Raw genomic sequence first — 15,332 nt, 5'->3', positions numbered from 1 at the left:
AAATTCCGCGCTACTTAATTGCAGCCGCAGCCGCCGCCTACTTTGCCACCATTGGCCCCGCCAGCCCCTTCGCGGTAGCTCTCAAAATTGACTTCGGGGGTTTCCACTTTTTTGGTGGCCAGCTTCATATCCTCGTCGTTGAGGTAGGCCTTTTGGTAGGCAGCCACCGACACGCAGCTGGGCAGCGTAGCCGCGCCAGCCAGTAGCAAGCCCAGCAATGATGGGCGAAATAAGGTAGTGTACCTCATGGTTTGGAAGTAGGATGGGCCGCGGCCGCCGGGGCCGCGCTGTGGTAAGAATTGAGTTGCATACCCTTAGAAACCAGGGTTTGGCCGCTGTCGTCGATAAGCGTGCAGCTGACGCCCTTCAGCCGGTTGATGAAAGCCAGCCCTTCGACGGGCCCTAGTACAAACACGGCATCGTCGAGCGCGTCGGCCAGTTCCACATCGGGACAAATGATGGTGACTGAGCGCAGGCCAGTGGCTGGGTAGCCAGTGTGAGGATTGATGATGTGGCCGTAGTACCGCCCGTCCACCGTGAAATACTGCTCGTAGTTACCGGCCGTGACCACGGCCAAGTCGCTCACCGTCAGCCACGACGACACGCTTTGCGGGCGGGCAGGGTCGCCGATGGCAATGCGCCAACCGCTGCCGTCGGGCTGCTGGCCCCAGCAGTACACATCGCCCGAGCCATTGATGAGGCCACCCGCGATGCCCATTTTCTTCATCAGCTCCTGGGCGCGGCGCACGCCATAGCCTTGCAAGATGCCCGCTAGGTTGATGCGCATGCCTTTTCCGGGTAGAAAGACCGTGTGCTTAATGGGGTCGAGCTGCACTTTTTGCCATCCTATGCGGCGCACCGAATGGCGCACCGTGGCCGAGTCGGGCAGGCTGGCGTGCGCCTGCCGGTCAAACTTATAAATCTTGTCGCCGCTGGCAAACGTGATATCGAAGGCACCGCCACTCAGCGCCGATATTTTTAGCGTGCGCGCAATCAAGTCAACTACTTCTTGGTCGACCACCACGGGGCGGATACCGGCCAAGCGGTTAATTTTAGTTACCTGCGAGGTCGAATCCCAGTAAGAAAAAAGGCGGTCGATGCGCTGCGTTTCGCGCAGGCCCGCCCGCAAGGCTCGCCAGGCCAGCGAGTCGTCGGCCGATACCGCCGTGAACGTAAAGTGAGACCCCATGAGGTGGGCGCTGCGCGTGTAGGCCCGGGCGCGGGGCGCAGCTTGCGCACCGGCGGGGCCATTGAGCAGCAGTTCAAACGAAATGCTGATTAACAGAGCTATGGCCCAGCGGGTAGCTAACCAAAAGCGTGGCATAGCGCACTATTTCTGAGGTAGCAATTGGGTTAGATATGCGTCGTAGGCCGCGGCCCCGCCGGGGCGGTAGCCGGTGCGAGCCAAGATGTTGCCTTCGGGGGAAAGAAGTACCACGGCCGGAAACGCACCCTCTTTATTGAGTTGAGCTGCGGCCTCCTCGCTGAGCTTAGTTTGGGCCGGGTCGAGGCGATTTTTCTTGTTGCGCGGAAAGTCGAAGCGGGCCAGCACAAACCGGTCTTTGGCGAAGCTGGCAAACTCGGGCTGGTCAAATACTTCCTGCTTGAGCATCATGCAGGGCTTGCACCAGTCGGAGCCCGAAAACACGGCCAGCACTGGCTTCTGGCTGGTCTTGGCCAGCGCCAGCGCCTCGGGTAGCGAGGTGTGCCAGGCTGGGGCCGGCGCAGTTTGGGCCAAGCTAGCAGGCAACCCGGTAAAGGTCATACTAAAAAAGCTGATGGCGAGCGTATTCAGCAGCGTAGTCATGATAAAAAGATGTAGTAGAGGCGAAGGCGACCGGTGCTTTAGCCTGGCACCGCACAAGCCAAATTGGGCGGGCATAACCTGTGGCCCGTAAGTAGGGGCCGGTAGGGCAGAAGCCTTAAGAAGCCGTTCTAAGTTACGGCGTTAGATAGGTGTTTTTCATGAACTGGCGGCTGGTGCGTTTTGGCTTGCCAGTAGCTGCTCTCACCCGGCCGCCGCCCAGTAGCCCAGTATGCTCTTGGTCCCGCCGCTCGGCGCTATTGCATGTGCACTTGGAACTGCTACACGTGCTTGTCCGGGTTGCGGTAGTCGAGCTTGCCGTTGCGCCCTTTTTGGTTGGTTTGGTTCTGGGCAGCGTGCTGGCCAACGCTAGCAAGTACTCACCGGCCGGCGCGACTATCTTACTGTAAACCAAAAGCCCCGCTGCCAGCTGGCAGCGGGGCTTTAAAAGCATGGGCCTAAATACGTTTATTTCGCTTGGTGCACTAAGCGCTTACGAACGGTTTCACCGGCCACCTGAAATTGTAGAATAAATACCCCCCCTGGCAAAGCCCCTAGGTCGATGCTGCCCTGGCGCACGGTAGCAGTCAGCACGAGCTGGCCCAGCCCATTAAGCAGCTGTACCACCGTGCCGTTGAGGTTGGTAGAAGCGCGCAAATGCACCAAGCCAGTGCTGGGATTGGGGTAGAGGCTGATAGCAGCGGCTTCCGCACTTTCGCGAGCGGCCAGTGGAGTAGCCGCCACTCGGGTTAGGGAGTTCAGACTCTGGGCTAGGTTCAGGAGCGAGTCAGCAGCCACGGCGCGGCTGCCATCGAGCGGGGCGTAAAGCTCCAGGCTCGATTTCAGCAGCGAGTCGGCGGCCATGGCCAGTACCTCGCCCTCGTTCATGCCCGAGCGATAGAAAAAGAAATCGCGCAGCTGCACGCGCGCCGGGGCCGCGTTGCCACCTAGGTCAAGTCGGGTGGGGCGCAGGCGCTCAGCGGCCGTGCCCTCGGCGAGGCTGTCCACATAAAGCCGCGTGAGGCCCCGACCGTAGTAGTGCGTGAGTACCAACTTGTGCCAGCGGTTGTCATTCACCACCTTAGTGCCCGCAATGGTGCGGCCCTTGGCCGACGTGTAAAGCAGCTTGCCCGTGCTGGCCACCTGGATGGTGCCCGCTTGGAGGCCCGCGCTATCGAGCACCTGCATGAGTTGGCCAGGGCTGGCGGTGCGAAAGCGCAGCGTGGTAGTGAAAGGATGCACCACATCTTCGGGCACCAGGCGCACCAGCGGAGCGGGTGCGGTGGCCGAGTTGCGTAGGGTAATACCGGCACTCACGCGGCGCCGGGGCTGGGTCTTGTTGGCGGCCAGCGCATCGAGCAGCGAGGGCACGATGGCGTGGGCCATTTCGGCGTGGCCGGCATCGTTGGGGTGTAGGTCATCAAACCAGTAGCCGGGGGTGTAGCGGCCGTTGCCGCTAAGGTCGTCTACGGCCCCGAGGAGGTTCACGGTAGGCACGCTCCAGCCATTGAGCAGGGCGTTGATGCGCTGCACGTAGCCATATTCGGTGGGCGTGTAGTCGTTGCGGCCATAGTTGCCGGCCACTATCGGCACCAGTCCATTAGCGCGGGCGTGCGTGATAAGGGCCCGCATATTATCCCGAAACTGGTTGAACGTGTTGTCTTTATTGCTGCCCGTGATGCCTTCATTACCTAGTGAGAGGCCGATAAAGACATACTTGCCATTCTGCGGAAAGATGTCGTTGTCGAAGCGATTGGTCACGTCCACCGTATTGTTGCCCGGCACCGATACGTTGGCGGTCACCCAAGGGCCGCCAATGCCAGCCGCGCTGCGCGCCGCCAACAAGTCGGCATAGAGCGTGGTATAGCCGCGGTTGCCGGTGGCGCCGGTACCATAAGGTACTGACGAGCCTATATAAATCGTTTTAGCAGTGTTAATCGGTATGTAGGGCTCCACGGCTAGGTCATCGAAGTACACGCTGCCCGTAGCCAGGCCAGCGCTATTGTGCCACACGGCGGCCGCCTGCACAAAGGCCGTACCCGCCGGGATGGCGCCCACTGCTGATAGCCGCACCCAGGTATCGGTGGGCGTGCTGGCCTGCACCGAGTCGGACTTGAAGCGCCCGAGCAGCGCATTGGCCGAGTTATAAAACAGCAGCTCTAGGTGGGCGCCCTGCGCCCCGCTCAGGGCGCTAGCGGCGGCATTCAGAAACCAGCCATTGAGGCGGTAGGTACTCACGCTGCTAGTGGCTTGGTAGCTAATACGTTGCTCAAGGCGCAAATTGTTCATGCCGGTGAGCCGGGCCGCAAATGAGCCCTGGTGCTTCGGGGCTTGGCCGACACTGCCCCCGCCGGCGCTGCCGCCCGCAGTAGTCCAGTACGCTAGGTTGCCCAACTCGAAGCCTGGGTTCTGGAAGGCATAGTACACGGGTGGCGTAGTAGTGGCGCGGCCCGGCACAACATCTATCCGCATCAGGTTAAGATAACCAAACGAGCCCCTTATCTTACTTAGCTCCAGGGTGATGCCACCCGCCGCGTCAGCTGTCAGAGTATCCGATTTTGTAATGGTGTTGTTGTTGCCGGGGTAGCCGTTGGCCCCTACGCCAGGCCCCGTGGTTGTCTGGGTGATGGTGCTGACGTTGGCCCCGGTGAATTTGTATTGTGATATCCGAGTTTCGTCCGCGGTCTGACGCGAACCAAACACGTGAAACACATAGCGCCGGCTCGCCTCTAAGCCGCTGAAGCGCAGCGTAGCCATGCTAGTGCTGCCCGTGCCCTGCACAAAAAAGTAGTCTTGCGTGGCCGTAGAAACGGCGTATTCACCGAGCAGCGTCGTGCTTGGGCTCAGCAAGCCCCCATTGAGAATGCCATTGGTCAAGAAATTGGGACCAACTTTTACTTTCACGCCGGTAGCCTGGTTCTGCTTGTCTACGAGCCGAAAGGTATCGGCTACACCCGTCCTATTGAGCAGGTTATTCCAATAGCTGCCATTGGCGTCGGGGCTAGAGGTAATATTTCCATTTGTGCCGTCACTGACGCCAAAGTCAATGAGCAGCGAGCGTATGGGCGCGGTTTGCGCATGCGCGCGGCTCAGGCCTAGGTTTGTTAGGGCCAAGAGTAAGAGTAGATTTTTTATCCGCATAAGAACGGGGTAGGGTGGGAAATGAATAAAAAGCTTTCTTGCTAAGAAGCTCACCTGGTGCAGGTAGCGTCCGCAAACGTTTGCAATAATACACTGTGCTCTAGCTATATCGTTTTAGCCAAGCGTTTTTAGACGCAGAAAGACTCCCTAAGAGTTAGTTTAGTGAGAAACTGCTACTGAAGAAGCTTATAGCTGCCCCGCCTTCGCGCACTAGATAGCCGCTGGGACCGAGCTGCCTAGTGCGCGAACCTAGGATGTAAGAGTAAACAACCTGCTCCGCTAGCAAGAAACCACGATGCGCCGCTTAATGGCTGATAGCCAAGCTTATTTGCGGAAGATGCCGAGGTAGCCCCCACCCGCTTGTAGAGTGATAGTAAGTGAGGTTTGGCGCGTGACGGTGGGCCGCTTACTAACCGCCTGCGCCGGCGAGTCGGGGCTATCGGCGAGTGTCAGGGCCTGGTAGTTGCCCTTACCCAGAAAAGCGAGGCTAACGGACACTTGCTGGCTTGCAGTCCCATTTAAGGCAGCTAGGTACCAAGTGGTGCCGTGGCGGCGAGCCAGCAAGGACAGGGCCCCTAGCTCGCTCTGGGGTAAGACGATGGTTTCGTCCCATACCGTAGGGATACTGGTAATAAACTCCCGCGCGGGGCTAGTCAGTATCTCCTCCGGATTAGCGGCCACGCACAGAAAAGGCGATGTGAAAGTAGCCATCGTGGCCACCTGGTGAGCCAGGGTCGTGCCTTGGCCTAGGGGCCCAAAAGTGAGGGGCGTATAGTCGCCGTGGCCTGCTAGGTAACGCGTAAAGGGCAGAGCCGCATCGTGCGCCGGCCACACCTTTTCGCTTTCCAAACCCCGCACGGCCTCCCGCGACAGCTCGTTGGGCCAGGTGCGCGACTCACCAGTTGGCTTATTGGCCCCGTGAAAATCGAGCAGCAAGTGCAGCTCGGCGGCTTCGCGCAGCGCAGCTTGGTAAAACTGAAGCACTTGCTGTGGTTCGCCATTAAAGAAATCTATTTTTACCCCTGCCACACCAATATCGCGGCAGTGGCGGAAAAAAGCCTGCCGCGCCGCTGCCTGCTGCAAGCCGGGGGTACCGTCGTGGTCGGGGTAGGCCTTCCATATCCAGACCTTCACATGTTGGGTGGCCGAATAAGTTACAAGTTCTTGTAGCAGGGTCCAGGGGTCTTTGCCGCCGTCGTTCCAGCGGGACCAGCCCTCGTCCACTAGGTTGTATTCGAAACCTAGCTGGCCGGCCCATTGAGAAAATCGCTTCATGTTTTCAAACGTCACGGCCCGGTTGGCAGTGAGCCACGACCAAACGCTGCGGCCAGGCTGGACCCAGGGCGTGGCAAAGCCCTGCGGAAACAGGCGGGCATCGGGCTTGGGCGACACGTTGTGCACAATATCACAGTTTACCAGCGCATTCAAGTCAGCTCCTACTTCCACAATGCGCCAAGGCGTTTCGATAGTGGCCTCAGTAGTCACGGTGCCCTTTAAATTGGCTTTGTACACCCTAGGGCCACTGGCCGCCAGCGATATACCAGCAAAGTTTGTGACCCCGCCTTCCGTAATGGCCAGGTAGCCTTGCCGGTTCGGGAGCACGGCGGTGAGGGGCGGCCCCGCCAGCTGGCCTACCGGCACTGCCTCGATGGGCTGCGGCTGATAACGCCCCTCGTAGTTGACGACATCGGGCTGGCTCCATACGGTACTGCCTGCCGGAATAGTAAACTCCGTGTTGTCGGCGCGCACGAGGCCTGCCCCGGCCTGCGGTACCACGTAGCGCCACGCCACGCCGTCGTTGAACACCCGGGCCTCCACGCGGAAGGCGGCCGCCGACGCAGTAGGCGTAACCGGCAGGCTCGCTTGGTTGTAGGCATTGGTGGCCTGGCTATGCACGCCTCGCCAAGCGTAGGTTTCCGAAAAGCTAGTGCGCTGCACTGGGCCAAACGCCTGCCCCCGGCCCACCAGCTGTGTGCCAAGCTGCAGCCCCAGCGCCGAAGGCTCGATAACTGGCTTGCCTCTAAATAGTATCTTATACTGTAGCTGGTCGCCGGCAAAAGACAACGTGAGCGCTAGGCGTTTATCTGGGCTCAAAATAATTTCCTGCCGGCTTTGGGCCAAGAGGGCTGGCACTGGGAGCAGCTGCATAGCCAGCAGCCAGGAAAAAGTAGTAGATACAGTCATGGAGCAGGCTAGGCGGCGGTGGAGAAAAGAACAATCGCCCAAAGTAAGGGTAGAACGGCCACCATTCTGGTAGTAAGCTTTTCTTAGAAATAGCCAACTTATACTTCTTTTCACCACTACTCCTGCTTATCGAACGCCCAGTGTAAATGGTTGAGCGTCACTAACAGTGTTGAGGTCTCCCTGTTACTAGCGCATACTGCCGAAGTTTTGTGCTCAATTTTTACGGATACAGCTACTTATTAAATAATGTCCTCTTCAAGCCCGCCATGTAAGTGGTGCACCTTAAGAAAATCAAGACCAAGCAGCCGGAACCACTCACACCTTTACATCCTGCTGGCAACTAAAAGAGCCGCAGCTATTGCTGCGGCTCTTTTGCATTTATATAGGAGGCTACTAGTACCTAGGGAAGCCTAGCTAATTGCTTATTTGCATTCTACCCTGGCTAAAGCTGGCGATTGTTGCTGTAGCTGAGCGCAAGCGTTGGGCCAGGCTGGGTCTTCGGGGTAGAGCGCGGTGCGCAGGTAGGCCCAGGTGAGGTGTTGCACCAATGCTACCCGCTCGGGGTTTTCGTCGGTCGTTTCGGCCGCGTCGTAGCCCGAGATACCACCTAGCAAGTGCCCGCTGCCCAATACTGTCAGCAAGCATTTGGGGCCGGTGCTCAGGAAGTAAGAGTCGGCGTGCCAATCGGCGCCGCGTACGGTGAATTGGGGCGAAAGGTCCTCGTCGCCCACTACCACGAGGGTGGGGGTCGTCATCTCCGCAAAGCTAGGATAGCGGAAAAAGGGCACGCGCTCGGCGCCCGCCGCGGTGAGGTCGGCGCCGCCATTGCCAGGCGGCGTAAGCAGCACGCCCGCCTTGATGCGCGTGTCCACGAGGCTGACCTTGGTGCCGTCTTCGGTAAGCTGCGCACCTAGCAGCATGCTGGCCGTGTGCGCCCCTAGCGAGTGCCCGGCCACCGCTACCCGGCTATGGTCGAGGCGCCCAGTTAGCTCAGGCACGGCGGCCTCCAGCGTGGGCAGCTGGTCGAGAATGTAGCTCATATCCTGCGGGCGGGAGCGCCAAAAAAATGGCGCACCAGGCGCATGCAGCACGCGCGGGTCTTGGCGCAGCGTTTTAGAGCTGAGGTGCGTGGGCTGAATAACGACGAAGCCGCGGGCGGCCCAGAAGTTAGCTAATGGCGCGTAGCCTTCCAGCGAAGAAAGGTAGTTTGACGCGCCGTGGCCGTGCGAGAGCAGCAAAATGGGCAAGTCGTGCCCCGTGCGGGGCAGAGAGATGCGCAACTGCAAATCGACGGCTCGCGCTGGGGCAGCCAGTACGACTGGGCTAAGCGAGACGACTGTGCTGGTGAGCTGCACGGCAGCCGGCACCACGCTGGCGGCTTCGGGCGCAAAAACTTGAGGGTTGTTCATAAGAAAGGCGTGCGTAAGCCTAGCCAGCGCAGCCTCTACTGAAGCTAGCTGCTAGGTGGTGCAAAATTGCGTGCCCTCAACCGTCGGCGGTTAATGAGAATCAAACCCAAAAAGTATAATTATCAAACCTGATGCTTGCGAAAGGCAGCAGGCGTTTGACCAGTTTCCCGCTTGAAGTAGTTATTGAAATAAGTGGGGTAAGCAAAGCCCAGACATGTGGCAATGTCGGCAACGCTCCAGCGCGTGTGGCGCAGCAGCGCCCGGGCCTCGGCCACTAAGCGCTCGGCAAGGTGGGCCGAGGTGGGCCGGCCCGTAATTTCCTTCACGCAGCGGTTGAGGTAGTTGACGTGCACCGCCAAGCGACTAGCAAAATCTTGGACGGTGCGCAAAGCAAGCTGTTGCTCGAGGCTTTCGAGAGGAAACTGCCGCTCTAGCAGCCCTAAGAACCGCTGCGTGAGATGCATAGCCGCGCTAGGAGGTGCGCTGGCCTCCGTTGGTGGCTGCACGCGCAATGCCTCATGTAGTATAAGGGCCAAGCAGTTATTAACTACTTCTTCTTTATGAACATACTCTTCCTGTTGCACTGCTAGTATTTGCCGAAAAAGGCCCGCCATAAACGCTGCCTGCTCGCCGGTGAGTTGAATGATGGGAGAGTCGCCCACGCGGAACAACGGGGAGTGCTGCAATTTTTCCGTGCGCCTGAGGCTGGCTACAAACGCCTCGGTAAACACGCAGGCGTACCCACTATTATCCGCCGAGTGGTGCACCACCGAGTGCGGCACGAGCGGATTGATGCACAGCAGAAAAGTGCCGTCGAGGTAAGTCGTTTCGGTTCCGTGGCCAACGGTCATTTGCCCGGTAGCTAGCACAAGCTTGTAAAAGTCGCGGCGGCCAGCGGCCAGCAGCGCATTAGCTGGCGAAACGACCTTGTAGGCCTTAAATCCTTGCAGCGGCAGGGTCACGCCAGCAAAGACAGGAAGCACTGAATTAGACATAGCACTCATGCTGCAAAAGTAATATAATCAAATCTACGTCAATTGCTGCTGACCCCTCAACTCAGGCCTAGGTGCCAGCCTTGACAGTGGATAAGCTCCTTCCCGTTGCGAGCTAAATAATCGCTTTTACAGCACCTGGTAACCTGTGGGCTTCAGGCACTGCAAGCCGTCTGGTGGGGCGAGGGCTAGGCGCTATTTTTGACTCGCTCCACTCCGTCGGCCAGTTGTTGACCTAGGCGGGCCTACTACCCAATGCACGACTCGCTGCTAGTTACCATTCGTCACTTCATCGCCTTAAATGAGGCAGAAGAAGACCTTGTTCGGCAACTATTTGTGCCTGAGACGTTGCCCAAGGGCGGCTACTTTCTACGGCCCGGCGAAGTGAGCCGCAAAGTGGGCTTTGTGCTGCAAGGCGTGTTTCACAACTTTCAAAGCCGCGACGGCCAGGAACTCACGTACTACTTTGGCCGCGAGCAGGAGTTCATCGGTGACTACGAGAGCTTTTTGCCTGCTCAGCCCGCCCAGCACGGCATTCAGGCCCTGGAGGAAGCCCGCTTGCTATCCATTACCCACGACAATTTGCAGCGGTTTTACCGCGAGGTGCGTGCGGGCGAGCGCTTCGGCCGTCTCATGGCCGAGGCGCTGTTTGTGGACGTGCTGCGCCAACTTACCTCCTTCTACGAGGACACGCCCGAGCAGCGCTACGCCCGTTTCATGCGCATTTACCCCGACTTGCAGCAGCGCGTGCCGCAGTATTATATCGCCTCTTACGTGGGTGTCAGGCCCCAATCGCTAAGTCGGATTCGGGGCCGGGCGACGTTGTAGCCAGCGGCGCATTTATGCACTTGGGTGAATGCCTAGGGGAGTGGGGTAGCGGGACCTTTGTGCCGTACCAAAAACCTCTCTGTTATGCGTCGCACCCTCTCCCGCAGCCTGAGCCTAGTCATCGGACTTGGCATGCTTTTCATCGGTCTCCGCTTCCTATTGGCTCCCCGTGCGGGGGCCGAAGGCTTCGGTGTGTTTCTGCCGCCTACCGACGCGCAGTACGCCTTCCACTACGCCAAAGGCATCCGTGATGTATTCTCGGGGCTGCTGCTAGTCCTATTTGCCAGCCTGGGCTACGACCGGCCTCTGGCCTGGGTGCTGCTGTTGGGCGCACTCATTCCCTGCGTCGATGCCACCATCGTGCTGAGTCAGCCTACTGGGTCGGTAGCCTTGGCAATGCCCCACTTGGTGGCTATTGACCTGCTGCTACCCCTGGCGGTGTCCCTATTTACCACCACGGCCCGCCCGGCTACCTCGGCCGGCGTTCAACTCCCAGCCCAATTTATATAGTAGCTGCTGCCATGAGCGCTTTTTGGTCTTTTGGGCTGGTTATCATTTGCCCAAGCTTATGTCTAAAGGCTGTGGTTGCATATACTGCCAGCTGGAACGTGAAACATAGCTGGTGAGACAGCAAAAGCCCCGCGCCGGTTAGGCGCGGGGCTTTTGGGTAATCTCTGTGTTCAAAGCTTTAGAAAAGCTCACTAAATGCTGCCAGTTTGGCAACGCTATTTTTTAGGCTTCTGGGCTTTGCCAGTGCCCATAGTAGTGGGCGATTGGGTAGTGCCAACTGGCTTGCCAGTCGCATCTACTGGGTTGTTTGAGGTAGAAGCACTGGGGTTGCCAGCCGTGCTCGACCGGTTAGGTGCCATGTTACCCGAATTACTCTGACCAGTTTTGCTGGTTGAGTTGGCTGATTTGGTGGTGCTTGCGGGAGCAGTGCCTGAGGTAGTCTGTGCCTGTGCTGTAAAGCTAAGCATACCAGAAACAGCCAATGCTGTTAAAATCGTCTTAATCATGATACTTAACTAAAAAGACATGGATGAAAGAGGAAGCCATGTTACGAAAAGCACCAGCAAGAGTTTACCAATTGACATCTCCCTTTAGGTTTGGCCATACTATCACGCCTCCCAATAGCCCACCGAGGCGCACCAGCCTATATAGCCAAGCAGAGCGCAGGAAATTTATGCGGCAAGTACCTTAGCAGTGCTAGCTCGCTGTAGCAAATAGCACTGCGCAATACATTAAAAAACCGCCTTGACATGACGTCAAAGGCGGTTTTAGTCAAAGAAAGGTTGGGTTACTGGCGCACTGTGCGGCCTAGGGGCTCGGTGCGGCGGGTTTCCTTGCGGGCCGGGCCGATAGTAGCATCATTGGCTCGCACCGGAGCTGGGTTTTGAATGGAATTGACCAAAATGGCCGACGAGGCTGAGGCTGCGTAGTTTTTATCGAACTGCGCGTAGCGCTGGCGGGCGTCGAAATAGTTGGTGTACTGGTCGGTAGTAAGCACAGCTTGCAACTCCTTATCGCGCTCGCGGCCCACCACCTTCGACTGTTCTTCTAACTGCTTGGGGCTGCGGGCATACTGGCGCTCAAGGGCGTCGAGCTTGGCCACTTTATCGGTATTGATGGCCCGTAGGCGGGTTGCTTGGTAATTGTTAAGGTGCAGGTCACGCACCATTTGCGTGCTGAGGCGGTCGGCCCGGGCCTCTACGGGGTTGAGGCGGGGGCTAGATTGGGTTTTATCCTGCACGGCCACCGGGGTAGGGGCCGAAAGCGTAGCGGGCTGCTGGGCAAACGCCGCTGCTGGGGCAACAACCAGCAACCAAGCGGCAAAAAAAGGCTTCAAGGTCATGCGGAGTAGATACTAAAGATGTCTAATTGCCAACTAGCGTGCCAAGGTTAGCGGCGCTGGCAGTAGTACTAACGAAGGAGCCAGCGCAGAGGTTAGGCCTTTACTAGCAGGCTGCAACACTGCGCTGGCTCCCTTGCACTACACAAAAAGCCGATTTAATGGGTGGCTAAAACGAGTTTTTCCACATCATGCTCTCCACGGGGCGGTCGGTGCGGTCGTTGTACTTGGCCGATTGCTTGCGGTTGTAAAAGGTTTGCACGTCGCCCTGCAAACCAAAATAAATGAGCTGCCCAATGGGCATGCCAGGGTACACCCGCACGGGCATCGACACGCTGATTTCCAACGTCCAGTGATTGCAAAAGCCCACGTCACCTTTGCCGGCGGTGGCGTGAATATCGATACCTAGGCGGCCAACACTACTCTTGCCTTCGAGAAAGGGCACGTGGGCGTGGGTTTCGGTGTACTCTTCGGTGACGCCGAGGTACAAAATACCGGGCTGAAGCACGTAGCCTTCGTCGGCCGGCATTTCAAAGGTGGTGATGGTGTTGTGGCGGCGCGCATCCAGCACGGGCTCGTCGTAGATGGCTAGATAGCGCCCTAGGTGCACATCGTAGGAGTTGGTACCCAGGCAGCTAGGGTCATAGGGCTGCACTACAATGGTGCCGCGCTCCATTTCGGCGCGGATTTGCTGGTCGGTAAGAATCACGGGTTAACTCAAATTGTAGCGGATGGCGCGGGTTTTGGAGGCGCTCCGCCGGAGAAAGTAAGAGGGTAGGCAGCGCACCTGGCAAGGGCGCTGCGGTGGCAGGGGCCCCTAGCGTACAGGATGTTGCGGGTCAGGCTCGTCGTCGTCATCGCCGTAGTTGTCGGCAAGTAGCTCGCCGCTGGCCGGGCCGCGCAGGCGGCTCAAAAAGCTGGGGCGTGCCTCGGCTGGCTCCTGGTCGGGAGCGTCTAGGTCAGTTTCACCGTAAGGTGGGGCTTGAGCACCAGCGTCTTCTAGCTCGCGCACGCGGCGCCGCAGGCGGCGCAACTCGGGCAGCACGCTCAGTAGGGCGAACCCGCCTAGGCCCAGCGTGGCGAGGCTGCTTAGGAGCGTGAGGTAGCCTACCCAGCCGGGGCCACTGCTGGGAGCCTCAGCGTCGGGGCTGCGCAGTTCGGGCTCGCGGGCGGCGGGGGTAGCAGCGGGCGCGGCCTCGGGGTCGGTGGTGCCATTGGTGGTGAGGGGCGCCGAGGCCACGGCGGGCTCGGGCTCCACATCGGCAGCCGGCACGTTGGCCGTGGCCGTTTCGCCACTGGCATTGAAGCGGGCCACAGCCTGTTTGATGATGCGCTGCTCGGTGCGGATGAGGGCCGAGCGCTCATCGCGCGGCAGGCCGCGGATGAAGAACTCGAAGTTGCGGTCGCGTACCACCGCGTTCAGTTGCTTCTCAAACTCGGCCTGCGAAAGCGAGCCGCCGCCAAAGTGCGTTTTGTAGCGCTCGGCCACGCCATTGTAGTTCAAAAACAGCTTTTGCAGCTCGGCGTTGTTCTCGAAATTTGTGAAGTCGCGCCGAGCGGCCGCAGTGCGCAGGTTTTCGGGGAATTTCTGCCGCGTAAAGTGCTTGTCGTACACCGTTTCGAACGTGCGAAAGTTCAGCTCGTCGATGGTGCGGTCAAACAACTTTTTGTTGGCCTGCGCGGGTGTTTCCCCCTGGGCAAAGCCTAGGAACGGAACGAACAGCAGCAGCTTCCACAAGTAACGCATAACTCAGAAATTCAGAAGTGAAAAAGGCGCGGCGTGAAATTAAAGCGAAAGGCCGTGCGCTTCGGCCAGCGACTCGCGGCAGGCCCCTAGGTACTTCTCCACTAGCTCATCGGTGATGGACGTAGAAATAAACAGCGCCTCGAACTGCGACGGTGCCAAATAAATACCCCGGCTCAGCATGGCGTGGAAGTAGCGGCCAAAGGCTGGTAAATCGGCCTTCTTGGCGTCTTCCAAGTTATTTACCGGCTCAGCAGTGAAGAACAAGCTAAACATCGAGCCCACTCGGTTGACGGTGTAGTTCAGGCCCAGCTCCTGGGCAATCTGGCGGGTGCCGTCGGCCAGGCGGGCGGTGGTGGCTTCGAGCTGCTCGTACACTTCGGGGTGCTCGTGCAGGTAGCGCAGTTGAGCTAGGCCAGCGGCGGTAGCTAGCGGGTTGCCCGAGAGCGTGCCGGCTTGGTACACTTTGCCCGCGGGGGCTACTTGGTTCATGATGTCGGCGCGGCCACCGTAGGCGCCCACGGGTAGGCCACCGCCGATAATCTTACCTAGGGTCGTGAGGTCGGGCGTGACGCCGAAGAGCTGCTGCGCGCCGCCAGGGGCGAGGCGGAAGCCTGTCATTACCTCATCGAAGAGCAGCACAATGCCGTGCTCGGTGCACAGGGCGCGCAACTCGGCCAGAAAGCCCGGCGCGGGCACTACAAGGCCCATGTTACCTACTACCGGCTCAATAATGATGGTCGCAATTTGCTCAGGGTTTGCGGCTATGGCGGCCTTCACGGCCGGTATATCGTTGTAAGGCACAGTGAGGGTGTCCTTGGCCACGCCTTCGGTCACGCCTGGCGAGTCGGGGGCACCTAGGGTCAGTGCGCCACTGCCGGCCGCAATAAGAAACGAATCGCCGTGGCCGTGGTAGCAGCCCTCAAACTTGAGGATTTTATCGCGGCCGGTGTAGCCTCGCGCCACCCGAATAGCCGACATCGTAGCCTCGGTACCAGAGTTGACGAGGCGGACTTTCTCCACGCTCGGCACCATCTCAATAAGCAGCTCAGCCAGCTCAACCTCGCGCCGGGTGGGCGCGCCATAAGAAAGCGAGTGCGGCAGCGCCTCGCGCACGGCATCGAGCACCACTGCTGGCGCGTGGCCGAGTATCATCGGTCCCCACGAGTTGATGAAGTCAACGTACTTGTTGCCATCGACATCGGTGAGCCAAGCACCTTCGGCCGACTGCATGAAAATGGGGGCGCCGCCCACGGCCCGAAAGGCCCGAACGGGTGAGTTAACGCCGCCCGGAATCAGCTCCTGGGCGCGGGCAAAAAGGTTTTCGGAAGTAGTCAAGAGGTAGGGAATTAGTTAATTTCTATGGTCGTGCCTCTGCGCA

At 58.9% G+C, this 15,332-nt stretch carries 14 protein-coding genes; 2 read left to right on the top strand and 12 right to left on the bottom strand.

Annotated features, from left to right (window positions below):
* Nucleotides 1-14: 14 nt before the first annotated feature.
* The 7 genes from FNT36_RS03030 to FNT36_RS03000 form a co-directional block, all read right to left on the bottom strand.
* Nucleotides 15-248, bottom strand: a complete 234-nt coding sequence (locus FNT36_RS03030; RefSeq protein WP_144844186.1) for a DUF4266 domain-containing protein — start codon at nt 246-248, stop codon at nt 15-17.
* Complete coding sequence (locus tag FNT36_RS03025) at nt 245-1,324, bottom strand: FAD:protein FMN transferase (protein WP_144844183.1); 1,080 nt, start codon at nt 1,322-1,324, stop codon at nt 245-247. Before FNT36_RS03025 ends, FNT36_RS03030 begins: the two co-directional genes overlap by 4 nt.
* Before the next feature lie 6 nt (nt 1,325-1,330).
* A complete protein-coding gene (locus FNT36_RS03020) occupies nt 1,331-1,807 on the bottom strand; it encodes a thioredoxin family protein (RefSeq protein WP_233635636.1) in 477 nt (158 codons plus the stop codon).
* Nucleotides 1,808-2,272: 465 nt separating this feature from the next.
* Nucleotides 2,273-4,918 carry a GDSL-type esterase/lipase family protein gene (locus tag FNT36_RS03015; protein ID WP_233635635.1) on the bottom strand — a complete coding sequence of 882 codons (2,646 nt, stop codon included), beginning with the start codon at nt 4,916-4,918 and terminating at the stop codon, nt 2,273-2,275.
* Between the two features lie 351 nt (nt 4,919-5,269).
* Nucleotides 5,270-7,129, bottom strand: coding sequence for a glycoside hydrolase family 97 protein (locus FNT36_RS03010; protein WP_144844174.1), 1,860 nt, complete (start codon nt 7,127-7,129; stop codon nt 5,270-5,272).
* 422 nt (nt 7,130-7,551) lie between these two features.
* Nucleotides 7,552-8,538: an alpha/beta hydrolase family protein gene (locus FNT36_RS03005; RefSeq protein ID WP_233635634.1), complete on the bottom strand. Its 987-nt coding sequence runs from the start codon at nt 8,536-8,538 to the stop codon at nt 7,552-7,554.
* 122 nt (nt 8,539-8,660) lie between these two features.
* Nucleotides 8,661-9,533, bottom strand: coding sequence for a helix-turn-helix domain-containing protein (locus FNT36_RS03000; RefSeq protein ID WP_233635633.1), 873 nt, complete (start codon nt 9,531-9,533; stop codon nt 8,661-8,663).
* A 252-nt stretch (nt 9,534-9,785) separates the two neighbouring features.
* Between FNT36_RS03000 and FNT36_RS02995 the strand changes: the two genes are divergently transcribed.
* Together FNT36_RS02995 and FNT36_RS02990 are read left to right on the top strand one after the other, a co-directional pair.
* Nucleotides 9,786-10,358, top strand: a complete 573-nt coding sequence (locus tag FNT36_RS02995) for a Crp/Fnr family transcriptional regulator (RefSeq protein ID WP_144844168.1) — start codon at nt 9,786-9,788, stop codon at nt 10,356-10,358.
* A gap of 84 nt (nt 10,359-10,442) precedes the next feature.
* Nucleotides 10,443-10,868: a DUF4267 domain-containing protein gene (locus tag FNT36_RS02990; RefSeq protein ID WP_144844165.1), complete on the top strand. Its 426-nt coding sequence runs from the start codon at nt 10,443-10,445 to the stop codon at nt 10,866-10,868.
* A 215-nt stretch (nt 10,869-11,083) separates the two neighbouring features.
* Here the strand turns inward: FNT36_RS02990 and FNT36_RS25335 are convergent, their stop codons facing one another.
* The 5 genes from FNT36_RS25335 to hemL all read right to left on the bottom strand — a co-directional run bounded on the left by FNT36_RS25335 (nt 11,084) and on the right by hemL (nt 15,289).
* Complete coding sequence (locus FNT36_RS25335) at nt 11,084-11,227, bottom strand: hypothetical protein (RefSeq protein ID WP_233635632.1); 144 nt, start codon at nt 11,225-11,227, stop codon at nt 11,084-11,086.
* A gap of 428 nt (nt 11,228-11,655) precedes the next feature.
* On the bottom strand, nt 11,656-12,210 hold the full coding sequence (locus FNT36_RS02985; protein ID WP_144844162.1) for a hypothetical protein: 555 nt from the start codon (nt 12,208-12,210) through the stop codon (nt 11,656-11,658).
* A 166-nt stretch (nt 12,211-12,376) separates the two neighbouring features.
* On the bottom strand, nt 12,377-12,916 hold the full coding sequence (dcd, locus tag FNT36_RS02980; RefSeq protein WP_144844159.1) for a dCTP deaminase: 540 nt from the start codon (nt 12,914-12,916) through the stop codon (nt 12,377-12,379).
* 108 nt (nt 12,917-13,024) lie between these two features.
* Nucleotides 13,025-13,954, bottom strand: a complete 930-nt coding sequence (locus tag FNT36_RS02975) for a hypothetical protein (RefSeq protein ID WP_144844156.1) — start codon at nt 13,952-13,954, stop codon at nt 13,025-13,027.
* Between the two features lie 39 nt (nt 13,955-13,993).
* Nucleotides 13,994-15,289 (bottom strand): glutamate-1-semialdehyde 2,1-aminomutase, encoded by a 1,296-nt coding sequence (gene hemL, locus FNT36_RS02970; RefSeq protein ID WP_144844154.1) that lies wholly within the window; start codon nt 15,287-15,289, stop codon nt 13,994-13,996.
* Between the last annotated feature and the right edge of the window lie 43 nt (nt 15,290-15,332).

The organism is Hymenobacter setariae (assembly GCF_007713685.1).
Classification (GTDB): domain Bacteria; phylum Bacteroidota; class Bacteroidia; order Cytophagales; family Hymenobacteraceae; genus Hymenobacter; species Hymenobacter setariae.
This window is presented reverse-complemented; position numbering and strand designations above follow the sequence as displayed.